Origin of the sequence: Micromonospora parva, assembly GCF_000718515.1 — a bacterium.
Lineage (GTDB): Bacteria > Actinomycetota > Actinomycetes > Mycobacteriales > Micromonosporaceae > Micromonospora > Micromonospora parva.
Map to the genome: position 1 here is coordinate 208572 of NZ_JNZS01000009.1, position 24030 is coordinate 232601.

Genomic DNA, 24030 nt, shown 5'->3' on the forward strand with positions numbered 1-24030 from the left:
GCGCCGTCACCCCCCGGTGATCCCCGGTGCAGGAAGCCTGCCACCGATGCGATGGCAGAAAGTCGGCTTGGACCGAATCCTCCAGCTTGGCTGGGTCAGTTCTGCCGGTCTTTCTGCCGCCGTGCAATGGCGGTGACAGTGCTTCTCACTGTCGTCGGGCGGCGCTGTCGGCGTCGGCGCGCTGCTCCGGGTCGACGTCGTCACTGCCGGCGGTGGCGCACGGATGCGCGGCGTCGCGGACCCGTCGCAACCCGTCGAGGAGGGCCGCCAGCGCCTCGGGGTCGAGTTGCCCGGTGAACCACTGTTCGATTATCTGCAGGTGGCCGGGCAGCGTCTCGTTCAGGCGTTGCATCCCGGCGGCGGTGACCACCGCGTACGAGCTGCGCCGGTCGTTCGGGCAGGCCCGGCGGGTGAGCAGCCCGTCGCGCTCCATGCGGTCGACCACCCGGGTCACTCCGCTGGTCGACAGGGAGGTCTGGGCGGCGAGGTCGGTCATCCGTAGTTGGTTGCCGGGCGAGCGGGCGAGTCGGGTGATGACCTCGAACTCGACCGCGGAGAGGCCGTGCTCCTCCAGCTGGGCGGTGAACCGGGCGGACAGCCCGGCGTGTGCCTCGAAGAGCAGGCCGACGGCGGTGATCCGGGGATCGTCGAAGACGTTGGTCACCCGTTCATCATACCAGTGCTTGACACGGGGAATATTGTTGCGATTATAGTTGCTCACGCAGTCGTTGGGCTATTAAACAATCTCCTGGAGGACAGCAGCATGACCAGCAGCATCGATGCGGTTACCCGCGACTGGGACGGCCTCACCATCCCGGCGGCCGGCACCTACGCGCTCGACGTGGCGCACAAGCGGGTCGGCTTCGTTGCCCGGCACATGATGGTGAGCAAGGTTCGCGGTGAGTTCAACGAGGCGACCGCCACCATCACCGTTGCCGAGGACCCGCTGCAGTCGTCGGTCGTCGCCACCATTCAGGCCGCCAGCGTCGACACCACCCAGGCCGACCGGGACGCGCACCTGCGCAGCGCCGAGTTCCTGGACGCCGAGAAGTTCCCGACGCTCGAGTTCCGCAGCACCGGGGTCAAGTCCCGTCGCGGCAGCGAGTTCGTGCTCACCGGTGAGCTGACCATCAAGGACGTCACCCGTCCGGTCGAGCTGGAGGTGGAGTTCGAGGGTGTCGGCCGCAGCCCGTTCGGCCAGGACATCTTCGGCTTCTCCGCGAGCACCGAGATCGACCGCGAGGAGTTCGGCCTGACCTGGAACGTCGCCCTGGAGACCGGGGGCGTGCTGGTCAGCCGCAAGATCAAGATTGAGATCGAGGGCGAGGCCGTCCGTCAGGCCTGACCCCTCGGGGATCGCCGGAGGGTCAGGGGCATCCTCCCGGGTGATCCGGCACGCAGGGCCCGCGCCGTACGTCGGCGCGGGCCCTGCGTCGTCTCCGCTCGTGGTAATTGTCACGAGTTGATCGCACCGCCACCGGGTCCAGCAGGGCGACGACGGGGTACAGATGGCGCCACGAGCGCGTCCGCGCCGGTCGACGCCGGATCACCGGCGTCGGCCTCTGGCCCCGGTCAGGTGGGCGCTCTTACCGTGGATGCTTCACAAAGCGCTTCCGGGACGGCAGGATCCCGACCGCGCCGGCCGTCGGGAGGACACATGGGCAGGGACGTCTCAGAGGGCGCCTTCACCCGGGATGATCGCGTCCGGTATCGGCAGAAGGTGCGGCGGTGCCTGGACGTCTTCGCCCTGATGCTCGACGACTTCGGCTTCGACGCGGACCGGCCGATGACCGGCCTGGAGATCGAACTCAACCTGGTCGACTCGGCCGCCGAGCCGGCGATGCGCAACGAGGAGATTCTCGCCGACATCGCCGACCCCCTCTTCCAGACCGAGCTGGGGCAGTTCAACCTCGAACTCAACGCCGAACCCCGACTGATCGACGGCACCGGCTTCGCCGACTACGAGCACGACCTGCGCGGCAGCCTCTCCCGGGCCGACGAGCGCGCCGCCAGATCCGACGCGAAGATCGTCCTGGTCGGCATTCTGCCCACCCTCACCGAGGGGCACCTGGTCGAGGACAACCTCTCCACCAACGAGCGTTACCGCGTGCTCAACGACCAGATCGTCGGCGCCCGTGGCGAGGACATCGAACTGGACATTCGCGGCGTCGAGCAGTTGCGGACGCACACCGACTCGATCGCCCCCGAGGCCGCCTGCACGAGCCTCCAGTTCCACCTCCAGGTCGCCCCGGACAGCTTCGCCGACTACTGGAACGCGTCCCAGGCCATAGCCGGTGTGCAGGTGGCGGTCGGCGCGAACAGCCCCTTCCTGTACGGCCGCCAACTGTGGGCCGAAACCCGGATCGCCCTGTTCCAGCAGGCCACCGACACGCGCCCGGACGAACTGAAGGCCCAGGGCGTACGACCCCGGGTGTGGTTCGGCGAACGGTGGATCACCTCGATCTTCGACCTCTTCGAGGAGAACGTCAGGTACTTCCCGCCGCTGCTGCCGATCTGCGAGGACGAGGACCCGGTGGAGGTGCTGCACGCCGGCGGTGTGCCACAGCTCGGCGAGTTGCGGCTGCACAACGGCACTGTCTACCGGTGGAACCGGCCGGTCTACGACATCATGAACGGCCGCCCGCACCTGCGGGTGGAGAACCGGGTGCTGCCGGCTGGTCCGACGGTGGTGGACATGCTGGCCAACGCGGCCTTCTACTTCGGGCTGGTACGCGGTCTGGCGGAGGCCGACCGGCCGATCTGGAGTCAACTCACCTTCAGCTCGGCCGAGGAGAACTTCCACGCCGCCGCCCGACGTGGCCTCGACGCCGTGCTGCACTGGCCCGGGCTCGGCGACGTGCCGGTCACCAAGCTGGTCCTGGACCAGCTGCTGCCCACCGCCGCCGCCGGCCTGGACGGGTTCGGTGTCGCCGCGGCGCAGCGGGACCGTCTGCTCGGCATCATCGAGCAGCGCTGCCGTACCGGCCGCAACGGCGCCGTCTGGCAGACCGAGGCGGTCTGGGCGGCGGAACGGCACCATGGCATGGACCGGACAGCTGCCCTGCACCACATGGTCCAGCGCTACGCCGAACTCCAGCGCACCAACCAACCCGTCCACACCTGGCCAACCCCCTAACCCCCGTGCGGGTTGATCATCAAGTTATTGCCACCTCGCCCGGCGTGTCATGGCAAAAACTTCATGATCAATGGAAGGGGTCGATGGGTGGGCTTAGGTGGGGGGTTGGCGGCGGGGTGGTCGGGAGCGGCGGGGGCTGGGGGTCGGGACTGCTGCTTCGGTGCTGGGGCGGGCCGGGTCGATGTCGTCCGGGTTGGTTCGCGGGGCGGGGACCTGCGGTACGGCGGTCGCCTCGCCGGGCAGCGAGCCTGAGCCGGGCAGCGAATCCGTGCGGGGCGTCTGCGTTGAGGTGTCGGGCTTCCGGCGCCGGGCAGCGGTTCCGGCCGTCGAACCGGAGGCCGTCGACCCGGAGGCCGTCGACCCGGAGGCCGCCGACCCGGAGGCCGCCGGGCCGGGACCGGTGTCGGTGACCACTGCCGGGTCGGCCAGCGTGCCCTGAGCGACCGGGGCCGGGTCGGTGACCGTGCCCTGAGCTGCCGGAATCCGGTCGGCCCGACTCTGTTCGGCCGGGTGGCGCCGCTCGGTCGGGTGATGTCGCTCGGCCCGCTCGCCGAGGCGGGCTGCCAGCACCGAGCCGCCGATACCGGCGATCACCGCGTACGGGGCGATCAGCTGGGTGGAGAGCTGCGCGGGGCCGAGCGTGGACCAGTGCGGCAGTGTGGTCAGGTAGGCGAGTGCGACGAGCATCGGACCGGCCGCGCCGGAGGCCGCCGCACCCACCCGGTGCCCACCCGAGCGGGCGGACCGACGGGCGGCCAGCACCCCGATCAGCAGCGCGGGCACCAGGGCCAGCAGGGCGCCCGGCCAGTAGATCTGCCCCCCGATCCAGTACCGGGCGTGGTCCGGGTCGAACTGCCAGGTGCCGAGTTGCGCGCCGGTCAGCCCTCGTCCGACGCGTACCCCGTCGATCACCGAGATCACCGCGAGCAGCCAGAGCCAGGCTGCCGTCGCTGTCACGTTGACGGCGGCGGCTCGGGAGCGCAGCGCCCAGATCGCGACGAGGACGCCGATCAGGATGCCCAGTGTTGCCTGAACGGCGGCCGTCCGTTGCGGTGCGCCGGTGTCCGCGCCGGTCGCGACCCGCGCGGGTACGGCGATCAACAGCACCGTGACCAGCCCGCCCAACCCGGCACCGAGCGCCAGGGCCACCCGCCGCAGCAGGCCCCCGCGGTCGTGCTCCGGCGACTCGGCCACCGGCGGTGGTGTGCTCGTCACCCCGGCCGGGGCGGCCCCGGCTGTCGGTGGACGCGGGTCGACCGGGGGCTCGTGTTCCGGCTCTCGGTCACCGGGCGGCGTGCCGTCGTGGCGGTCCGCATCGTCGGTAGCGGTCTGCGCAGAGATCGCGGTCTTCGCCGGAGCGGTGCGTTGGTGGAGCCGCTGCGCGCAGACCGCGCCGAGGACCGTCGAGCTGGCGGCGAGCCAGGTCGCCCAGGCGAGCCCGTCCGCCCAGGCGGTGTCGGTAGCAGCGGCATCGGTGGGCGTCCAGGTGATGACGCCGAGCCCGTAGCCGAAGCCCAGTTGTGCGGCACCCGCGCCGGCAGCGACCCCGATCGCCGTCGCGATCGACACTCCCCAGCCCTGTCTGGCCATGCCGGGCAGCGTAACGTCCCGTCGTCGGCGCGGCGAGTCGCAACGACCCGCCGGTGTGGGACGCCGGCGCGGCGGATTGGGCGGCGGGCGGTACGGTCGCCGGTGATGAGGCGGTGGGCGTTATGACGGACACGAACCCGGGTCGGCAGAATGCCGCCGGTGGCGGTGCGGGCCGGGCCAGCGTCGTGCTCGGTGGCGGGTTGGCGGCGGTGCTGCTCGCCGCGGTCGGTGCGACAGGTGGCTGGTTGCTGGCCGGCGAGGACGAGACACCCTCCGGTGATCCGCTGGCCGTTGCGACCACGTCGGGTGCGCCGACCGGCCGGACCACCGCACCGCGACCGAGCAGCGGACGGCCGACACCGTCGGCGGTCCAGACCTCCGCCACTGCGACCAAGGGTGCCGGTCTGACCGTGCCCCCGGTGATCGGCGCCGACTTCGAGCAGGCCCGGGAGACGCTGCGCAAGCAGCGGTTGGGTTGGCGGTTGGTCTTCGGTGGCGGCGTCGGTCGTACGGTCGAGAGCACCACACCGGAGGTGGGCACCGAGGTCGCCCGGGGGACGACAGTGCAACTACAGGTCGCCGGGCCGGCGCCGGCCGCCGAGGTGCCGGACGTGGTCGGCGAGAGCTGCGCGGACGCCGCCGACGAGTTGGTCGACGAGGGCCTGTACCCGCGCTACGTCACCGGACGCAGCGGGAAGGTCAGTCGGCAGGAGCCCACCGAGGATGGCTCGGCCCGGTGGAACGACCAGGTCAGCATCTGGTGTGGCGCGGACTCCGTCGAGCAACCGACCACGAAACCCACGCCCTGACGCCTGGCCGGCGGGTCCCGCTTCCCGGCGGGGTGCCCGCCGCTCGGCCTCGTCGACAGCCGGCGCGGCTCGGCACGCTGATCCCCGCCGATGGCGGTGTGGACGACTAGGTTGGCGGTCGAGGGCCGTGACGCCCGTCCGGGTTCGGGAAGGGACGTGCGATGAGCGACGACCGCCAGGAGCCTCCCGTCGGTGACGACGACGACTTGACCCGTCCCCTGCCCGCCGACGCTGACCGGCCGGGCCCGCCGGCCGACCAGACGGCGCCGATACCCCCGCCGTGGTCCGGGCGGGCGGAGGTGCGCTCGCCCCGACCCGATGACTCCGCCGGAGAGTGGTACGTCGAGGAGCAGGGTGGTCGGCGGTGGTGGTTGCCGATCCTCTGGGGCGTCCTGGCGCTGCTGCTCGCCGGCCTGATCGGAGGCGCGCTCTGGTTGGTGCGTTCCCCGCAGGATGACGACCGGGACGATCCGGGGTCCACCCCGTCACTGCCGCCGACCAGCGCCACCAGCGCCCCTGCGACCAGCGCGGCCCCCACCTCGGCGGCACCCACCAGCGAGTCCCCGAGCAGCCCGGCCACCACGGACGCGCCGGACGAGGTGCCGGTGCCACCGCTCACCGGCCTGCCGCAGGCCACCGCCGAAGGGCTGTTGGATCGGCTCGGCCTGGCCCACCGGGTGGTGTTCCGCCCGTCGGAGCTGCCGGCGGGGACGGTGGTGGGCACCGAGCCGGGGGCGGGCGAGTCGGTGTCGACCGACGATGAGGTGTTGTTGATCGTCTCGCAGGCCGAGCCTCCGAGCGGGACGACCCCGACCACACCCAGCCCCACTGTGACGCGTACGCCGTGACCGCTTGTCACCACATCCGGCGGCGGGTGCCGACGAGGCCGATGCCGGCCAGCGAGATGGCCAGGCCGAAGATGCCGGACCAGAACAGCGAGCGGCGGATCTCTTCGGCGTCGTGTCCGGCCGGAGCTGCTTCGGTGAGCTCCTGACGGTTGTCGGACTGGCCGCCGGCACCCAGGCCGGATACCGCCCCGGTCGGGTCGGCACCGCCGTAGTGGTCGGCCGGCGCGTGGGTGTCGATCCAGCCCGGTTCCTCGTCGACCGACTGACCGTCGTCAGTCGGCGGGTCGGAGTCGAGCACGGTGATCTCCGGTGCGGGCACCGGTGTGGTCAGCCGGGTGGACGACATCGCCGGGTCGCGGACGAGGACCAGCAGTGTCGCCATCGCCCCGAAGAGGGCGAGGAGTCCGATGGCATAGGCGATACGGGAGCGGTGGTGCCGCCGCAGGGCGGGCTGATTGACCATGACCATCCCAGGGTCAGGGTCCTGGACGAGCGGGTGGAACGGTGCCGGGGTGGGCGTACCTGATTCTATGGCGACGGCACGCCCACCGGCGGCGGATCTGCTCGGTCAGCCCACCCGGACCGGGGTGCGCGCGACCGGGCGGCGGGTCCGCACGGTGTGCGGACGGGGTTCGGGGGCGGCGTGCAGCTGCTGCAGCCCTTCCCGCTGGACGAAGATCGACCGTCGGGTGACCGCGTCACCCGCCGCGTTCAACTCGTAGCCGTCGAGCCAGAGCCAGCCGTCATAGGTCGGCCAGTCGAGCACCCGGATCACCCGGAACTTGATCGGCCTGAGGAACTGGACACTCGCCGCGCGAGTCACGTGCAGTACGTCACCGGTGCGGGGAAGCACATGGGCTCCTGGGGAGGATCGGCCGGCGGCTGCGCCGGCGGTGCCTGAACGGGGGACGTCTCGGCCGGTGACGGGGTCGTGCCTCGTGAACCGGTGGTGCGGATGGCGGTGGTCGGGCCGTACCCCGCTGGTGACGTGCCGCCACCCGACCACCACCCGGTTGCTTCCGGGAACCGCGCCCGCCGCCGCAGCTTGCCGGCTTGCAGCGGCGGGGTCATTACCCCGGAGCAGGTCTCGTTGTCGTCGGCCGGACCCGCGTCGGGCTCGGCGCCCCCGGATCGGTGGGGTCACCACTGGGAGGGACCGAACGGGGACGCTGAGTGATCCGTGCCATACGGACAGAGTGCATCAGGGACGTGCTTCATGCAAGTTGCACGTCGACTTTTGCCGATACGTGAGCGTGTCGCGCGAAAGGCCTATTGAAGCCATCCGCGTCCGGGCGGCACACTGAGGGCCGGTTTCGCCCGTCGCGGCCGGCCGAGGACCGGCACCACTCCCCTCCGTCGCGAACGCTCGCCGGTCGACGATCGCGCCCCCGGCGGGTGTCACCCAGTGGCGCGTTACCGGAGGTAGCCCGAGTGGGGTCGAGCAGCCAGCGGCGGGGACCAGTGAGTCACGGGTCGCGCGATGAGTGAGCGGCGCAGTCCCACCATCAGACGGCGGCGGCTCGGGGCCGAGCTGCGCCGCCAGCGGGAGTCCGCCGGAATCACCATCGAGGTGGTCGCCGAACAGTTGGAGTGCTCGGCGTCGAAGGTCTCCCGGATCGAGACCGGGCACACCACGGCCACCCCTCGCGACGTGCGGGACATGCTGCGGATCTACGGCGTGGTCGGCGCCGAGAGCGACGAGCTGGTGCAGATCGCCCGGGAGGCCCGCCAGAAGGGTTGGTGGCACCCGTACAGCACGGTGCTCGTCGGCGCGTACGTCGGGCTGGAGGCGGCCGCGAGTTCGATCCGGGCGTACGAACAGCAGGTCGTTCCGGGCCTTCTGGAGACCGAGGAGTACGCCGGTGCCATGATCCGCGCCGCTCGTCCGGACTTCACCGCCGATCAGGTGCACCAGAGAGTGCGTGTCCGTCTGGGCCGTCAGTCGTTATTGACCCAGGACGATCCGGTCGATCTGTGGGTGGTGCTCGATGAGGCGGTGGTAAGTCGGCCGGTGGGCGGGGACGAGGTGATGCGCGGCCAACTCAGACGGTTGGTCGAGGTGGCCGAGTTGCCGAACGTGACGCTGCAGATCCTGCCCTTCGAGGTGGGTGCGCACGCCGGCATGGACGGCACGTTCACGATCCTCAGCTTCCCTGAGCCCGGTGATCCGGATGTTGTGTACGCGGAGAACGCCACGGGTGGGCTCTTCCTCGAGAAGAGCGACGAACTACAGAAGTACAGCTTCATCTTCGATCACATCCGCGCTGCGGCCATACGTCCGGAGGAGTCCGTCGCACACATCGCAAAACTGGCAGAGGAGCCGTTGTGGAAATGGCGACCAAAAGGTTCCCGGTGGACCTGACGCAGGCAGCGTGGTTCAAGAGCTCGAAGAGCGGGCCGAACTGTGACAACTGCGTGGAGGTGGCGTACGTGACGGGGGCGGTCGGAGTGCGGGACTCGAAGGACAAGGCGGGCCCCGCCCTGGTCTTCGCGCCGGGCGACTGGCACGCCTTCGTCGCCGGCACCCGCGGTGGTGTGTTCGGCGTGGTCTGACCGAGTGGTCAGTGAAGTCCCCGTCCGGTTCGCCGGACGGGGACTTCACCGTGTCCGTCCCCGGTAGGTACGGCGGACAGTCGCGGGTCCCGACGGTGGCCGGCGAGGTTCCGTCGGGATTCCCGTCGCCACAGCGCCCCCGTCTCGTTGAACCGGTCGGTACGGCGCTGGTCGACGACCCGCCGCACCGACCCGCAACCGAGCGAGTAGGCGAGACGGATGACGACGATCGGTTCAGAAAATCTCACCAACGGCCCGGCGAAGCCGGAGCGGTTCGGTGGCAAGTACCGCGGCGCTCGTCGGGACACGGTTCTGACCGAGGTGGTCTCGACCGACCAGGAGTTGACCGGGCGGGAGGGCGCCGCCGAGACGACGGATCCCCCGCTCTCGCTGCCCTCACTGGACCCGAACCCGCTGATCGAGCCGTCGTTCCCACCGAGCGGTTGGCCGGTGGAACCGCCCCAGTCCCTGGCTGACCACCCGTTGCTGCGTGGCCTGCTGATGGAGTTGCCGCCGAAGGGCACCGTGCCCTCGCAGGACTGGCTGGATCGCTGGTTCGAGGCGACCAGGTCGATCCTGGAGTTGCTATACGTGCAGAGCGCCAGCCGCCCGCGCTGACCGTGCGACGGCCGGCCGGGCCCGCTCGGCGAGGCGGTTGTGCCGCAGCGCGTGCCGGACCCCGATGGCGATCACCGCGAGCGCGCCGACGGTGATCGCCGGTCCGGTGACCCCGGGGTCGGCGCCGAGGTCGGTGCCGGCCGCCGCGACCAACGCCGGCACGGTGGCCAGGGCGGTGACCTGTAGTGGCAGCCCGACCAGCGGGTGGGCCGCCGCGGCGCGCAGCCCGTGCGGCGCGGGGGTGGCGGGGGCGCTGGCGAACGCGCCGGCACCGGCACGCAGCCGGCGGATCCGCCGTACGGAGCAGACCGTCGCCACGAGCGCCGGGCCGGCGGCGAGGGTGAGCCCGGCGGCGGCCCGGTCGACCGGCGCGGTGCCCGCGCTGAACAGGCCGCCGCCGAGCACGGCCGCGGTGAGCGTCGCGCCGGTGAGGGCGAGCACCAGCAACCATCCGGTACGCCGGCGCAGCACGCGGGTGTTGCGCAGCCGGGGCAGGCCGTCGGCAACGATGCCGGCGGCCAGCCAGACGGCGGCGACCGGGAGCAGGATGGTGAGCTGACTCTCCATGCTCGAGAGTCTTTCCCGAATCTCGGCGAGGCGAATCCGGGCCGGTCCCCCGTTCGTCCCGGACGCCGGGCCCGTAGGGGGTCATCACTCGAAGGTTATGGACGTTCCGACATGTTTAATTGCCCCGCTGCTGATCTACCCTCAGCTCAATCGGCGACTGTCGATTGATGTTGGGACCGGTGGTCACGTTCCGCCGCCGGTCAGAGGGAGGTAGGAGATGGGTCTTCCACGAAGGTCCGTGCTGATCGGGGTGGCCGCGGCGACAGTGCTGGCCGTCGGCACCCCGGCCCTGGCCGCCGAACCCGTCGGTGTGGTTCGGGCCGCCGGCGGAGCCACCGCCGTGCCGGACAGCTACATCGTCGTACTCAAGGACAGCGCCGTGGCCCGGGACCGGGTCGGCGACACCGCGAAGCGGCTCTCCGGCCGCCACGGCGGCACTGTGGCCCGCACCTACGGCGCGGCGCTGCGCGGCTTCGAGGTCACTGTGAGCGCGAACGCGGCGGCGCGGATCGCGGCCGACCCGGCGGTGGCGTACGTCGAGCAGAACCACACCGTCTCGATCTCCGGCACGCAGGCCAACCCGCCCTCCTGGGGTCTGGACCGGATCGACCAGCGCAACCTGCCGTTGGACAGCTCCTACACCTACCCCAACACGGCGAGCAACGTGCACGCCTACATCATCGACACCGGCATCCGGTTCTCCCACAACGACTTCGGCGGCCGGGCCACCTCCGGCTACGACGCCGTCGACGGCGGGTCGGCCGACGACTGCAACGGGCACGGCACGCACGTCGCCGGCACCGTCGGCGGGTCCGCGTACGGGGTGGCCAAGGCCGTCCAGCTCGTCGGCGTACGGGTGCTGAACTGCTCCGGTAGTGGCACCAACGCCGGTGTGATCGCCGGCGTCGACTGGGTCACCGCGAACGCGATCAAGCCGGCCGTGGCGAACATGAGCCTCGGCGGTGGCGCGAACAGCTCCCTGGACAACGCCGTGCGCAACTCGATCGCCTCAGGCGTCACGTACGGCCTGGCGGCCGGCAACGACAGCGGCGCGAACGCCTGCAACACCTCGCCGGCGCGCACCACGGAAGCCATCACGGTGGGCTCGACGACCAGCTCGGACGCCCGGTCGTCGTTCTCCAACGTCGGCACCTGCCTGGACATCTTCGCGCCCGGCTCGTCGATCACCTCGGCCTGGTACACCAGCAACACCGCCACCAACACGATCAGCGGCACCTCGATGGCCACCCCGCACGTGGTCGGAGCGGCGGCCCTGGTGGCCAGCGCCAACCCGAGCTGGACCCCGGCTCAGGTCCGCAACCAACTGGTGGCCAACGCGACCCCGAACGTGGTGGGCAACCCCGGCTCCGGCTCGCCGAACCTGTTGCTCTACGTGGGTACCGGCAGCACCCCGCCGCCGCCCACCGGCTGCACCGGCACCAACGGCACCGACGTGTCGATCCCGGACGCCGGCTCGGCGGTGACCAGCTCGATCACCATCTCCGGCTGCGGTCGCAACGCTTCCTCGGCCTCCACGGTGGCGGTGAACATCGTGCACACCTACCGCGGTGACCTGGTCATCGACCTGCTCGCCCCGGACGGCAGCTCGTACCGGCTGAAGAACAGCAGCACCTCGGACAGCGCGGACAACGTCAACGCCACGTACACGGTCAACGTGTCCGGTGAGGCCGCCGACGGCATCTGGCGGCTCCAGGTGCGCGACACCTACTCGGCCGACACCGGCTACATCAACACCTGGACCCTGACCGTCTGACCGGTCTCCCCACGACCGAGGCCCCACCCGGCACGCCGGGTGGGGCCTCGCGTCGTAGGGCTCAGACCGAGAAGGTCGTAGGGCTCAGACCGAGAAGCTGGCCGGCCGCTCGGTGGCCGGCGCCGGCGGGCGGGCCTTCCACAGGCCGAGCTTCTGCGCGACCAGGCGGCTCAGGTAGGCCGGGTTGAGGATGATGTAGCGGCGCCAGAGCCGCTTCGGCTCCAGACCGAGGCGCCAGAACCACTCCAGGCCGGCACGCTGCATCCACGGCGGGGGCTGGCGCAACAGCCCGGCGTGGTAGTCGAAGGCCGCGCCGACCGCCATCAGCGGCATGTCGAGCAGTGGCCGCATGGCGTACGTGAAGACCTCCTGGCGCGGGCAGCCGAGGCCGACCAGGACCAGCCGGGCACCGCTGGACCGGATTCGGTCGGCGATCTCGGCGTCCTCGCCGGGCTGGACGGCACGGAACTTGGACGGCTCCACCCCGGCGATCTTCAGCGCCGGGAACATCCGCTCCAGGGCCGGGATCAACCGGGCGAGGGTCTCCTCGGTCGAGCCGTACAGGTAGACCGGCAGCCCTTCGTCCGCGAACCGCGACAGCACGTGCAGGGTCAGGGTCGGCCCGTACACCCGGTCGCTGAGCCCGGCGTGGTGCAGCAGGTTGAGCGCCCACCGCACCGGCTGCCCGTCCGGCGTGACCACGTCGAAGGAGTTGAGCCGCGCGTTGTGCGCCGGGTCGAGCACCCCGGTCATCACACCGTGCACGGCAAGCGCGGTCAGCGCGAGGGGACGCCGTTCGTGCGCCGCGGTCACCACCGCGTCGGTCGCCGTGGCGTAGTCGGTGGCGTCGACCAGGACGCCGAGCACGTTGCGCTTGGTTCGGCTACTCACGGCTGGGCCACCCACTTGTCCACGTTGGCCTCGTAGATTTCCCGCAGGATCATCGGCACGTCGTAAGTGATCTTCCAGTCCGGATACTGCGCCTCGAACCGCGCCATGCTGCTGACGTACCACTGGTGGTCGCCGGTGCGGTTCTGCTCGACATAGTTGATCCGCGCCTCCCGGCCGGTGATCTCCTCCGCGATGCGGAACGCCTCGATGTGGGAGGTGTTGGAGTGGCGACCGCCGCCGAGGTTGTAGACCTCCGCGGAGCGGGGGGCCCGGAAGAACGCCTCGAACGCGGTCAGCACGTCGTGGGAGTGGATCGCGTCCCGGACCATCTTGCCCTTGTAACCGAACAGGTTGTACGTCCGGCCCTCCATGACGCAGCGCATCAGATAGGCCAGGAACCCGTGCAGTTCGGCGGCGGAGTGCGCCGGGCCGGTCAGGGTGCCGCCCCGGAAGCAGGCGGTCTTCATGTCGAAGTAGCGCCCGTACTCCTGGACCATCACGTCCGCGGCGACCTTGGAGGCGCCGAAGACGGAGTGCAGTGAGTGGTCGATCGACATCTCTTCGGTGATGCCCTGGTACCAGCGGTGGTCCTCGGGCAGCTCGTACCGGGTCTCCAGCTCGACCAGCGGCAGGCTGTTGGGCCGGTCGCCGTAGACCTTGTTGGTCGAGCAGTGGATGAACGGCACGTCGATCGCGTGTCGGCGGGTGTTCTCCAGCATGTTGAGCGTGCCGCCGGCGTTCACGTCGAAGTCCGTGTACGGCTCCTTGGCGGCCCAGTCGTGGCTCGGCTGCGCGGCGCTGTGGATCACCACGGCGATGTCCGAGCTGTACTTCTTGAACACCTGCTCCAGGCCGTCCCGGTCCCGGATGTCCACCGCGAAATGGGTGTAGGCGTTACCCAGGTCACGACTGAGCCGTTCAAGGCTCCAGGAGGTGGAACCGTCCTCGCCGAAGAAGTACCGGCGCATGTCGTTGTCGATGCCCACGACATCCAGACCGAGGCCGGCGAAATGCCGGACGGCCTCGGAGCCGATCAGACCACCCGACCCTGTCACCAACGCGACACTCACACGCCACTCCTGGTCCATCGGAGGCAGAATCCATCGGAGCATAGCGTGACGTCCGGCACGCCCCGATATGACGGAAGGGCTCCGCATATGCGGAGCCCTTCGTCGGTGGTGGGGATGGGGGGAGTTGAACCCCCACGCCCTTTCGGGCACACGGACCTGAACCGTGCGCGTCTGCCATTCCGCCACATCCCCGTGGCACAACCCGGAACACCTTAGCCGCCCTGGCCCCGCTGTCGCCAACGGGCCCCGGGAATACTACGCTGTTCCCGGCGCTCGCCACGAGCGGTTACCGTTCGTGGCGGACGAAAGATTAGCACGACAGTCCCGGCCCTTCCGAACGGGTCGAGAGCAGCCGGCCGAGCGGCGTGTGAGCTGCGCGCGCGCCGGCCGGATACCATCATGTCCTCGGGACCCGAGGAGGAGCCGGTGAGCGTGCTGCAACGCTTCGAGAAGCGTCTGGAAGGCCTGGTCGAAGGGGCCTTCGCCAAGGTCTTCAAAGGGGTGGTCCACCCCGTGGAGATCCTCAACGCCATGCAGCGGGAGGCCGAGGCGCACAAGGCGATCCTGGCCGGTGGGCGCACGTTGGTGCCCAACCGCTACGTGATCGATCTCTCGCCGTTCGACCATAGTCGGCTGGCGCCGTACGCCGCCGCGCTGGCCCAGGAGTTGGCCCAGTCGCAGGCGGAGTTCATCGGCGAGCAGGCGTGGACGGTCTACGGCGACGTGATCGTCGAGATCGAGCGAGGTGAGGGCCTCGACACGGGCATGTTCCGGGTCACGGCCGAGGTCTACACCGGCGGCGAGGTCGCCCCGGTGTCGGCACCCGGCTACGACGCCGGCCCGCCCGCCTACCCCGCGTACGACCAGGGCGGTGGCTACGGTCCGCCGCCCGGGCACGGCGGCGGTCGCAACGTGCGGCTGGTCTCCGGCGACGGTCGCACCTATCCCCTCCAGATGGGGTCGACGGTGATCGGTCGTGGCGACCAGGCCAACCTGCGGCTGCCCGACGTGGGCATCTCCCGGCGACACGCCCGGCTGGATTTCGACGGGGGCCAGGTCGTGCTGACCGACCTGGGTTCGACCAACGGCACCATGGTGAACGGGCAGCGGGTCTCCGCCGTCGCGCTCAACCCCGGTGACATGGTCCAGCTCGGTACGACGACGCTGACCTTCCGCGTGGACGGCTGAGCCGCCTTGCCGGAACTGGTCATCACCGTTGCCCGGTTCGGGTTCCTGATCCTGCTGTGGATCTTCGTGTTCACGGTGGTCGGCGTGATCCGCCGGGACCTCTTCGCGGGCGCCCGGTCCGGTCGCCTGGTGGCCGCGCCACGCGCGGTGGGCGCCTCGACGGGGCAGGCGGCCAAGCCAGCGAAGGTGAAGCGGGGTAGGGCGGCGCACCAGTTGGTGGTGACAGCCGGCCAGCTGGCCGGCACCAGGATCACTCTCGGTGAAGCTCAGATCACCATCGGTCGAGCCGAGGACTCCACCCTGGTCATCACCGACGACTACGCCTCCGCGCGACACGCCCGGCTCGTGCCGCGTGACGGGCAGTGGTACGTCGAGGACCTCGGCTCGACTAACGGCACGTACCTCGATCGCGCTAAGGTCTCCGGACCAACCCCCGTCCCCCTCGGCGTGCCGATCCGGATCGGCCGCACTTCCCTCGAATTACGGCCATGACTCTGACCCTGCGCTATGCGGCCCACAGCGACCGCGGTCTGATCCGAGACGGCAATCAAGACTCCGTCTACGCCGGGCCGCGGTTACTCGCCGTTGCCGACGGCATGGGCGGTATGGCCGCCGGTGACGTCGCCAGCAACATCGTCATCGGTGCCATGGCGCCGCTCGACGAGGACGTCCCGGGGGACGCCCTCGTCGATGCGTTGCGTTCGGCCGTGGGCACCGCCAACCAACAACTCCGCGACACGGTGGACGCCAACCCGCAGTTGGAGGGGATGGGCACCACGCTGACGGCGACCCTCTTCACCGGCAGCAAGCTGGGAATGGTCCACATCGGTGACTCGCGGGCCTATCTGCTGCGCAACGGCGAGTTCGCGCAGATCACCAAGGACGACACGTACGTCCAGATGCTCGTCGACGAAGGCCGGATCAGCGCCGAGGAGGCGAGCAGCCACCCGCAGCGGTCGCTGCTCACCCGCGCCCTCGACGGTCGGGACATCGACCCGGAATACTCGGTCCGCCAGGTCATGCCCGGCGACCGGTACCTGATCTGCAGCGACGGCCTCTCGGGTGTGGTCAGCGCCGAAACCATCGGCGAGACCATGCGGGAGTACGCCGACCCGCAGCAGTGTGTCGAGCGGCTGGTGCAGCTCGCGCTGCGCGGCGGCGGGCCGGACAACATCACGGTGATCATCGCCGACGCCACCGACCAGGACATCGTCGAGGCGACCCCGATCGTCGGCGGTGCCGCCGCCCGGGACCGGGGCATGGCGACCTCCGCCGACGACTCGACCCCGGCCGCCCGAGCCTCGGCGCTCTCCGCGCCGCGCCCGGCCGCGCCCGAGGAGCCGGCGGCCGCCGACGACGAACCGGACCGGCCGAAACGACGCCCGGTGCGGACCGCCGCCATGGCGCTGGCCGTGCTGGTGATCGTCGGCGGGGCGGCGTTCGGCGGCTGGACGTACACCCAGCGGCAGTACTACGTGGGAGCCACCGAAGAGGGGCAGGTCGCCGTCTTCCGTGGGGTCCAGGGTCAGATCGCCGGGATGGACCTGTCCAGCGTGCACCGCCGCAGCGGCACCCGGCTGGACGACCTCACTGTCGCCGCGCAGGACACCGTCAAGGTCGGCATCCGGGCCAAGAGCGAGCCGGACGCCGAGCGTCAGCTCGCCGAGCTGACCAGCGACACCCCCAGCAACCCCAACCTGAAGCCGCTCTGCCCACTCGACCCGACCGCCGCCGGGGCCAACACGCCCACGCCCACGCCGACGCCGATCGGTTTGACGCCGACCCCGAACGGCAGCCCGAGCGTCAACGCCTCGTCGACCCCCAACGGGGTTGTCAGCGCAACCCCGACCGCCGGTGCCACCACCGCTCTCGGGGAGGCCGGCGCGACCACCACACCCGACGTCACGCCCTCAGACTCGGCCACGCCGGCGCTCGACCCGGCCAGTTGCCGGTCTCCTGAGTGAGCGTCGGCTGAGATACCGAGGACTCCACCCGTGACCGTAGCGGCCACACCGGCACCCTCGCCCGCCACCGCGGGCGAGCAATCCGGCGTACGCCTGGCGCGGTCGCGCCGCAACGCCGAGCTGTCCCTGCTGCTGCTCGCGATGGTGCTGGTGGCCGCGTACGGGGCGACCGTCGAAGCGAACCTGCTGGACACGGTCACCTCGGACTTCTGGATGCCGGCCGCCGCGCTCGGCGCGGTCTTCCTCGGCCTGCACCTGGTCATCCGGTTCCTCGCCCCGTTCGCCGACCCGGCCCTGCTGCCGGCGGTGGCCCTGCTCAACGGGCTCGGGGTGGGCTTCCTGCGCCGGATCGACCTGGGCGACGCTCCGGTGGCCGAGCGCGAGAACCTGGCCGTCTTCGCCGGGCAGGGCGGGCGCCAGCTGGCCTGGACGCTCGGTGCGGTGATCCTCGCCGCCGGACTGCTCGCCATCATGCGTGACCACCGGTCGATCTCGCGGTACGCGTACACCCTGGGGTTGGCCGGTATCGTGCTGGTGATGATCCCGGCGGTACTGCCGTCGAGCATCTCCGAGATCAACGGCGCGAAGCTGTGGATCCGGGTGGGCAGCTTCTCCATCCAGCCGGGTGAGTTCGCCAAGCTGGCGCTGCTGGTCTTCTTCGCCTACTACCTGGTGCGCAAGCGTGAGGTGCTGTCGCTGGCCAGCCGGCGCTTCCTCGGCATCGACTTCCCCCGTGGCCGTGACCTCGGCCCGGTGGTCGGCGTCTGGCTGATCAGCGTCCTGGTGCTGGTCTTCGAGAAGGACCTGGGCACCTCGCTGCTCTACTTCGGCATGTTCGTGGTGACGCTCTACATCGCCACCGAACGGGTCAGCTGGCTGCTGATCGGCCTGGTTCTCTTCTTCGGCGGCGCGTACCTCGCCTACGTCCTCGGCTCGACGGTGGGCGGGCCGTTCGCCAACTTCTACCTGCGGGCGGAGATCTGGCTGGACCCGTTCGCCGACCCGACCGACAAGGGCTACCAGCTTGTGCAGGGACTGCTCGCCCTCGGCACGGGCGGGCTCTTCGGTGCCGGTCCGGGCGGCGGTCAGCCGGAGATCCTGCCCGAGGTGCAGAACGACTTCATCTTCGCCGGCATCGGTGAGGAGATCGGCCTCTTCGGTCTCTCCGCGCTGCTGGTGGTCTACCTGCTGATCGTGGAGCGTGGGCTGCGTGCCGCGCTCGCCGTCCGGGACTCGTTCGGCAAGCTGCTCGCCGGTGGTCTGGCGTTCACCCTCGGCCTCCAGGTCTTCGTGATCGTCGGCGGGATCAGCAAGCTCATCCCGCTGACCGGTCAGACCACCCCGTTCCTGTCCGCAGGCGGGTCGTCGCTGATGGCCAACTGGCTGCTCATCGCGGTGCTGCTGCGGGTCTCCGACGGCGCCCGCCGTCCGGTGACCGGAGGAGGCGGCGGCAAGGCCGTCCGTCCCAGCGGCAGCCCGCCGGAGCAGCTGCACGGTGCTCCCACGGAGGTGATCAAGCCGTGAACGCACCCCTGCGCCGCGTCGGCGTCGTCGTCATGGTCCTGTTCGGTCTGCTCTTCGCCAACCTCAACTGGATTCAGGCCTACAAGGCGGATGAATACCGCACCAGCGACTACAACCGTCGGGTCCAGGTCGCCGAGTACGACCGCAAGCGCGGCAACATCGAGGCCGGCGGCACAGCCCTTGCCACCAGCAAGGAGACCACCGGCAACCTGAAGTTTCTGCGCACCTACCCGGGCGGCGCCAAGTACGCCCACGTGCTCGGCTACAAGCCGGTCAACCTCGCCGACCAGGGCATCGAGCGGTCGGAGAACGACTTCCTGGCCGGCACCAGCGACCAGCTGATCGGTGACCGGTTGAAGGACATGTTCACCGGGGACGACACCGGCGGCGGCAACGTGCTGCTCTCGCTCTCCAAGAAGGCCCAGGACGTGGCGTACGACCAGCTGGGTGACAACAGGGTGGGCGCGAAGCGCGGCGCGGCGATCGCCATCGACCCGCGTACCGGGGCGGTGCAGGCGCTGGTCTCCATGCCGAGCTTCGACCCGAACCCGCTGGCCAGCCACGACAGCAACGAGGCGGCCGCGGCGTTCAACAAGCTGGAGAAGGACCCGACGGAGCCGTTGAAGAACCGCGCGCTCGCCGAGACGCTGCCGCCGGGCTCCACCTTCAAGATCGTGGTCGCCGCGGCGGCTCTGGAGAACGGCGTCACGCCGACGACCCAGATCCCGGCCGGTTCCAGTTACACCGCGCCCACGTCGGGCACGCCCATCCGCAACGCCGATCCGTCGATCTGCCCGGGACGGCAGGTAAGCCTGCTGGACGCGGTCACCTACTCGTGCAACACCGGGTTCGCCCAGCTCGGCGTGCGGCTCGGCGCTGACACTGTCAAAGAGAAGGCCCGGCAGTTCGGCTTCGAGCAGGAGGACCTGACCGTCGGCCACCTGGGTGAGGGCGGCCTGCCCACGGCGGCCAGCCGGACCGGGGACATCCAGAACCCGGACGGCAGCACCGACCAGGCCGCACTGGCCCAGTCCTCGATCGGCCAGAACAACGTCCGGATGACCCCGCTCGAAGGCGCCATGATCGCTGCGTCGATCGCGAACAACGGCAGCCAGATGCGGCCGTACCTGGTCCGGCAGTGGCTCGCACCGGACCGGACCACCAGCTACTACACCGCCAAGCCGCGGGAGCTGCGCCAGCCGGTCAGTTCCCAGGTCGCCACCGACCTGCGCGAGATGATGGTCAGCGTGGTCCGGAACGGCACCGGCAAGAGTGCCGCGATCGGCGGCTACACGGTCGGCGGCAAGACCGGCACCGCCCAGTCCGCCCCGGATCGACCGGACCACGGCTGGTTCATCGGCTTCGCGATGGACAAGAACGGCAACCCGGTGTCCGCGGTCTGCGTGATGTTGGAGCAGGCCGGTCCGGGTGGTAGCGGCGAGGCCGCCCGGATCGCCGGTCAGATCATGCGGGCCGCCATCACCGACCCGGGGGGTCGCTGACATGCTCAGCCCCGGCGTGCAGCTCGGCAACCGCTACCGTCTCGACGAGCGGATCGCCAGCGGCGGCATGGGCGACGTCTGGCGCGGCACCGACCAGGTGCTCGGCCGGACGGTCGCGGTGAAGAGCCTGCTGCCCGCGCTACTCGACGACCCGGACTTCGGCGAGCGGTTCCGCGGCGAGGCCCGCACCATGGCCACCATCAACCATCCCGGCGTGGTGGACGTCTACGACTTCGGCAACGACCAGCAGATCGCCTTCCTGGTCATGGAGTACGTCGACGGTGACGCCCTGTCGTCGACGTTGAGCCGGGTCGGCCGGCTCACTCCCGCCCGGACGATGGCCCTCGTCGCGCAGGCCGCCGACGCGCTGCACGCCGCGCACGAAAAGGGCATCGTGCACCGCGACGTGAAGCCGGGCAACCTGCTGGTCCGGCCGAACGGCACGCTGGTGCTGACCGACTTCGGCATCGCCCGCTCCGACATGGTCGGCCAGCTCACCGCCGCCGGTTCGGTGCTCGGCACCGCCTCGTACATCTCGCCGGAGCAGGCCACCGGCGGCGTGGCCACCCCCGCTTCCGACGTGTACGCCCTCGGCGTGGTCGCCTACCAGTGCCTGGCCGGTCGGCGGCCGTTCGAGGGCGACAATCCCCTCGACATCGCGATGCGGCACGTCCGGGAGACGCCCCGGCCGCTGCCGTCCGACATCCCTCCGCAGGTGCGCGCCCTGGTGGAACGGGCGTTGGCCAAGGACCCGGCCGCCCGCTGGCCGAGCGCCGCCGCCCTCGCCGGGGTCGCCCGTCAGCTCAAGGCCGCGCTGTCCCAGCAGGCCCGGGCGGCCGGTAACTCCGGGCCGGTCTCGGGCGCGCCCGCCTCGCCCGCCGCGCCCGGCCGGGCCCAGGTGCCGCAGGCGCATCAGATGCGTCCGCCGGCTGCCCGCCCGCCGGTGGGCGGGCCCAGGCCGACAGCGATCGCGCCCGCCCAACAGCCACGCCCCACCGCCGTCGCGCCGGCCGTTCAGCCAGCCCGGCCGCAGGGCGCACCGAACGGCTACCCGCGCGGTGCCGCTGCCGTGCCCGCCGGGCCACCCCGACAGGAACACCCGCCGGCGTACGTCCGACAGGCCGGCCCGGCAGTGCCGTCACCCCAGCCGCAGCGGTCCCGCCCCGGGATGGTGCTCCTCGCCATCCTGCTCGCCGTGCTGGTCCTGCTCTGCTCGGGCGTGATTTCCTACAACCTACGGAAGCAGTCGCAGGCCGGTGCATCGGCCGGGCTGGCGCCGCACACCGTGGCGTCCGGCGCGCTACGACTCGACGAAGGCGACGATCCGACCCGGACGTCGTACCGTCGGGAGGTACGACTCCAGCCGGGCGACGGCGGGACGACGACGAGCGAAGGACGACAGACGCGATGACAGCGCAGGCCCGCCTGCTCGGTGGCAGGTACCAGGTCGGCGAGCTGCTCGGCTATGGCGGTATGGCCGAGGTGCACCGCGGTCGCGACCTTCGGCTCGGTCGGGACGTCGCGATCAAGATGCTCCGCACCGACCTCGCCCGGGACGCGACGTTCCAGATGCGGTTCCGTCGGGAGGCGCAGAACGCCGCCTCACTCAACCACCCGGCGATCGTGGCGGTCTACGACACCGGCGAGGAGACCGCGCCGACCGGCGAGACGCTGCCGTTCATCGTCATGGAGTTCGTCAACGGGCGGACCTTGAAGGAGGTCCTCGGCGCCGAGGGCCGGCTGCAGCCGCGCCGGGCGCTGGAGATCTGCGCCGACATGTGCGCGGCGCTGGAGTTCAGCCACCGGCACGGCATCATCCACCGGGACATCAAGCCCGGCAACGTGATGCTCACCCAGACCGGCCAGGTCAAGGTGATGGACTTCGGCATCGCCCGTGCACTGGCCAGCGGCGCGACCACCATGACGCAGACCAGCGCGGTGATCGGCACGGCCCAGTACCTGTCCCCGGAGCAGGCCCGCGGCGAGGCCGTCGACGCGCGCTCCGACGTGTACGCGGCCGGCTGCGTGCTGTTCGAGCTGGTCTGCGGCCATCCCCCGTTCGTCGGGGACAGCCCGGTCAGCGTCGCCTACCAGCACGTACGGGAGACGCCGCCGACGCCCAGCGACATCAACCCGGACGTCACGCCGGCCGTCGACGCGATCGTGCTCAAGGCGTTGTCGAAGAACCCGCTCAACCGCTACCAGAGTGCCGGCGAGATGCGGGCGGACCTGCTTCGCGCCGCCGCCGGCCGGCCCGTGCTGGCCACCCCGGTGCTGCGCGAGGCGGAGACGGTGGCGATGGCCCCGGCCGGCGGTGGGGGCGGCTACCCGGCTTCCGGCCGCGGGCCGCAGACCGGGCAGATCCCCGCCCGGGTGGGAGACCCGCGTCAGCGCAAGGCGTCCTCCTGGCTGATCGCGATGTTCAGCGCGGTCGGCGTGCTGGCGGTGATCGCCCTGGTCGCCGCCCTGCTCTGGAACATGCAGCAGGGCAAGGACCTGAAGGCGGTGCCCACCCTCACCGGCAAGAGCCAGGCTGTCGCGATCGACGAGATTCGTAACGCCGGGTTCTCCCCGAAGGTGGGTGATCCGGTGCTGGCCAGCGACTGCACCAAGGGCAACGTCGTCAACCAGGATCCGGCACCGACGAGCCGGCTGGAGCAGAACGGCACTGTCACCATTCAGGTCTGTGGCGGCGTTCCCGAGGTCCGCGTTCCGGCCGGGCTCAAGGGCAGCAAGCGGGAGAGCGCCATCGACCGGCTCACCGAGGCGAAGCTCAAGTACGAGGTCAAGACGGTGGACGCCGAGGCGAGCGAGGACGAGGTTCTCGACGTCGACCCGCCCTCGGGCGAGAGCGTCCCCGAGGGCACGAAGATCAAGCTCACGGTCTCGAAGGGCAACGTCCGCGGGGTGCCGGACGTCGTCGGGTTGAGCCAGGAGGAGGCCACCCGCGTCCTCCGCAACGACGGCTTCACTGTGGTCGTGCAGAACGGGCCGGAGGTGCCCGCCGCCGAAGCGGGGAAGGTCACCGACCAGAGCCCGAACGGCAAGGAGAAGAAGCCCACCGGCACGAAGGTGACCATCAAGGTGAGTCAGCCGGAGCCGGAGACCGACCCGACACCGACGAACACGCCGACGGCCACTCCGACGACCACGCCGACCACTCCCGGCAACGGGGGCGGCATCGGTCTGCCGTTCCCACCCCCGCCGAGCCGGCCGCAGGACTGAGCCACCAGTGGGCACCGACATGACCGAGGCGGGATCGTCCCCGGTCAAGCCGGTGCGGCGGTGGCCCCGACGCCTCCGTTGGCTGGCACTCGCGGGCCTTGTCGTGCTGGTGCTCGCCAGTTCCCCGTGGCTGTGGACGACGCTCGCCGCCCGCGGCCACGTGTACGCTGCCGCCGACGCGCCGACCGCCGACGTGGTGATCGTGCTCGGTACCGAGGTGGCCGCCGACCGACAGCGGCCCGGGGACCGTCTCGCCGGTCGCCTGGACACCGCCGCCGAGCTGGTGACCAGCGGGCGGGCCACTGTCGTTCTCGTGTCGGGCGACGGCGGTGGCGCGTCAGGTGACGAGCCGGCGGTGATGACGACGTATCTCTCCGAGCGCGGTGTGGACAGGCGTCGGGTGGTGGCCGACCCGTTCGGCCTGGACACCTACGACACCTGCGCGAGAGCGCGCGAGGTGTACGGCGTCGAGAAGGCCCTGATCGTCACCCAGTCGTACCACCTGTCCCGGGCGGTGACGCTGTGCCGCCATCTCGGCCTCGACGTCGACGGGGTGACCGCCCGCTGCGACGGTTGCGGCACCGCACTGCTCGCCGAGAAGTCGGTCCGGGACTACTTCGCCAGTGGCAAGGCGGCGTGGGACGCCGTTCGGAGCCGTCCGCCCGCGGTCCGCTCGCCGGCGGATCCGGCGGTCCAGAACGCGCTGCGGAACTGACCCGGCCGGCGTGGGTGCTCCCGCCACCTGACCGGATGACGACCGGAACGGTTCGG

The 24030-nt window shown here is 70.9% G+C and carries 23 protein-coding genes and 1 tRNA gene; 16 read left to right on the forward strand and 8 right to left on the reverse strand.

The features are described 5' to 3' along the window. Positions 1–145 precede the first annotated feature (145 nt). Entirely contained in the window at positions 146–664 is a 519-nt protein-coding gene (locus IF22_RS0113855) for a MarR family winged helix-turn-helix transcriptional regulator (RefSeq protein ID WP_030331945.1), read from the reverse strand. Positions 665–763: 99 nt separating this feature from the next. On the opposite strand from IF22_RS0113855, the gene IF22_RS0113860 reads away from it, so the two are divergent. Further along, positions 764–1345, forward strand: a complete 582-nt coding sequence (locus IF22_RS0113860) for a YceI family protein (RefSeq protein WP_030331947.1) — start codon at positions 764–766, stop codon at positions 1343–1345. Between the two features lie 312 nt (positions 1346–1657). Beyond that, positions 1658–3136 carry a glutamate-cysteine ligase family protein gene (locus IF22_RS0113865; RefSeq protein WP_030331949.1) on the forward strand — a complete coding sequence of 493 codons (1479 nt, stop codon included), beginning with the start codon at positions 1658–1660 and terminating at the stop codon, positions 3134–3136. Positions 3137–3229: 93 nt separating this feature from the next. On the opposite strand, the gene IF22_RS0113870 is transcribed toward IF22_RS0113865, so the two are convergent. Then, positions 3230–4726 (reverse strand): hypothetical protein, encoded by a 1497-nt coding sequence (locus IF22_RS0113870; protein WP_030331950.1) that lies wholly within the window; start codon positions 4724–4726, stop codon positions 3230–3232. A 122-nt stretch (positions 4727–4848) separates the two neighbouring features. Here IF22_RS0113870 and IF22_RS0113875 point away from each other — a divergent pair, with 122 nt between their 5' ends. Both IF22_RS0113875 and IF22_RS0113880 read left to right on the forward strand, forming a co-directional pair. Beyond that, positions 4849–5535 carry a PASTA domain-containing protein gene (locus IF22_RS0113875; RefSeq protein WP_051708457.1) on the forward strand — a complete coding sequence of 229 codons (687 nt, stop codon included), beginning with the start codon at positions 4849–4851 and terminating at the stop codon, positions 5533–5535. A gap of 161 nt (positions 5536–5696) precedes the next feature. Next, positions 5697–6383, forward strand: coding sequence for a PASTA domain-containing protein (locus IF22_RS0113880; RefSeq protein ID WP_030331954.1), 687 nt, complete (start codon positions 5697–5699; stop codon positions 6381–6383). A gap of 7 nt (positions 6384–6390) precedes the next feature. Here IF22_RS0113880 and IF22_RS0113885 read toward each other — a convergent pair whose 3' ends face one another. Together IF22_RS0113885 and IF22_RS0113890 are read right to left on the reverse strand one after the other, a co-directional pair. After that, entirely contained in the window at positions 6391–6852 is a 462-nt protein-coding gene (locus tag IF22_RS0113885; protein ID WP_030331956.1) for a hypothetical protein, read from the reverse strand. A 99-nt stretch (positions 6853–6951) separates the two neighbouring features. Further along, positions 6952–7236: a hypothetical protein gene (locus IF22_RS0113890; protein WP_030331959.1), complete on the reverse strand. Its 285-nt coding sequence runs from the start codon at positions 7234–7236 to the stop codon at positions 6952–6954. A 627-nt stretch (positions 7237–7863) separates the two neighbouring features. Here IF22_RS0113890 and IF22_RS0113895 point away from each other — a divergent pair. From IF22_RS0113895 to IF22_RS0113905, 3 genes are all read left to right on the forward strand, one after another. Continuing rightward, positions 7864–8745, forward strand: coding sequence for a helix-turn-helix domain-containing protein (locus IF22_RS0113895; RefSeq protein WP_030331961.1), 882 nt, complete (start codon positions 7864–7866; stop codon positions 8743–8745). Continuing rightward, on the forward strand, positions 8715–8936 hold the full coding sequence (locus tag IF22_RS0113900) for a DUF397 domain-containing protein (RefSeq protein WP_030331962.1): 222 nt from the start codon (positions 8715–8717) through the stop codon (positions 8934–8936). The genes IF22_RS0113895 and IF22_RS0113900 overlap by 31 nt, the downstream gene beginning before the upstream one ends. Positions 8937–9155: 219 nt before the next feature. After that, a complete protein-coding gene (locus IF22_RS0113905) occupies positions 9156–9554 on the forward strand; it encodes a hypothetical protein (protein WP_030331964.1) in 399 nt (132 codons plus the stop codon). On the opposite strand, the gene IF22_RS0113910 is transcribed toward IF22_RS0113905, so the two are convergent. Continuing rightward, on the reverse strand, positions 9522–10121 hold the full coding sequence (locus IF22_RS0113910; protein ID WP_030331966.1) for a hypothetical protein: 600 nt from the start codon (positions 10119–10121) through the stop codon (positions 9522–9524). The genes IF22_RS0113905 and IF22_RS0113910 overlap by 33 nt on opposite strands. Before the next feature lie 217 nt (positions 10122–10338). Between IF22_RS0113910 and IF22_RS0113915 the strand changes: the two genes are divergently transcribed. Further along, entirely contained in the window at positions 10339–11895 is a 1557-nt protein-coding gene (locus IF22_RS0113915) for a S8 family peptidase (protein WP_030331969.1), read from the forward strand. A gap of 84 nt (positions 11896–11979) precedes the next feature. On the opposite strand, the gene IF22_RS0113920 is transcribed toward IF22_RS0113915, so the two are convergent. The 3 genes from IF22_RS0113920 to IF22_RS0113930 form a co-directional block, all read right to left on the reverse strand. Continuing rightward, positions 11980–12786, reverse strand: coding sequence for a WecB/TagA/CpsF family glycosyltransferase (locus tag IF22_RS0113920; protein WP_030331970.1), 807 nt, complete (start codon positions 12784–12786; stop codon positions 11980–11982). Next, positions 12783–13898, reverse strand: a complete 1116-nt coding sequence (locus IF22_RS0113925) for an NAD-dependent epimerase/dehydratase family protein (protein WP_030331972.1) — start codon at positions 13896–13898, stop codon at positions 12783–12785. The genes IF22_RS0113920 and IF22_RS0113925 overlap by 4 nt, the downstream gene beginning before the upstream one ends. Positions 13899–13962: 64 nt before the next feature. Continuing rightward, positions 13963–14048, reverse strand: a tRNA-Leu gene (locus tag IF22_RS0113930). A 207-nt stretch (positions 14049–14255) separates the two neighbouring features. Between IF22_RS0113930 and IF22_RS0113935 the strand changes: the two genes are divergently transcribed. Genes IF22_RS0113935 through IF22_RS0113970 form a run of 8 tightly spaced genes read left to right on the forward strand, consistent with a single transcriptional unit; the run spans position 14256 to position 23974 of the window. After that, on the forward strand, positions 14256–15044 hold the full coding sequence (locus IF22_RS0113935; protein WP_007454122.1) for an FHA domain-containing protein: 789 nt from the start codon (positions 14256–14258) through the stop codon (positions 15042–15044). Positions 15045–15050: 6 nt separating this feature from the next. Beyond that, on the forward strand, positions 15051–15536 hold the full coding sequence (locus tag IF22_RS0113940) for an FHA domain-containing protein FhaB/FipA (RefSeq protein WP_030331975.1): 486 nt from the start codon (positions 15051–15053) through the stop codon (positions 15534–15536). Further along, a complete protein-coding gene (locus tag IF22_RS0113945) occupies positions 15533–17008 on the forward strand; it encodes a PP2C family protein-serine/threonine phosphatase (protein WP_030331976.1) in 1476 nt (491 codons plus the stop codon). Before IF22_RS0113940 ends, IF22_RS0113945 begins: the two co-directional genes overlap by 4 nt. Before the next feature lie 30 nt (positions 17009–17038). After that, positions 17039–18532 (forward strand): FtsW/RodA/SpoVE family cell cycle protein, encoded by a 1494-nt coding sequence (locus IF22_RS0113950; RefSeq protein WP_030331978.1) that lies wholly within the window; start codon positions 17039–17041, stop codon positions 18530–18532. Further along, positions 18529–20034, forward strand: coding sequence for a peptidoglycan D,D-transpeptidase FtsI family protein (locus tag IF22_RS0113955; protein ID WP_030331980.1), 1506 nt, complete (start codon positions 18529–18531; stop codon positions 20032–20034). The genes IF22_RS0113950 and IF22_RS0113955 overlap by 4 nt, the downstream gene beginning before the upstream one ends. A 1-nt stretch (position 20035) precedes the next feature. Further along, the gene (locus tag IF22_RS0113960) at positions 20036–21445 is read left to right on the forward strand and encodes a serine/threonine-protein kinase (protein WP_030331982.1); all 1410 of its coding nucleotides are present in this window, start codon (positions 20036–20038) and stop codon (positions 21443–21445) included. After that, positions 21442–23259: a Stk1 family PASTA domain-containing Ser/Thr kinase gene (gene pknB, locus IF22_RS0113965; protein ID WP_030331985.1), complete on the forward strand. Its 1818-nt coding sequence runs from the start codon at positions 21442–21444 to the stop codon at positions 23257–23259. The genes IF22_RS0113960 and pknB overlap by 4 nt, the downstream gene beginning before the upstream one ends. A 19-nt stretch (positions 23260–23278) precedes the next feature. Next, positions 23279–23974, forward strand: a complete 696-nt coding sequence (locus tag IF22_RS0113970) for a SanA/YdcF family protein (protein WP_030331987.1) — start codon at positions 23279–23281, stop codon at positions 23972–23974. The last annotated feature ends 56 nt before the right edge of the window (positions 23975–24030 follow it).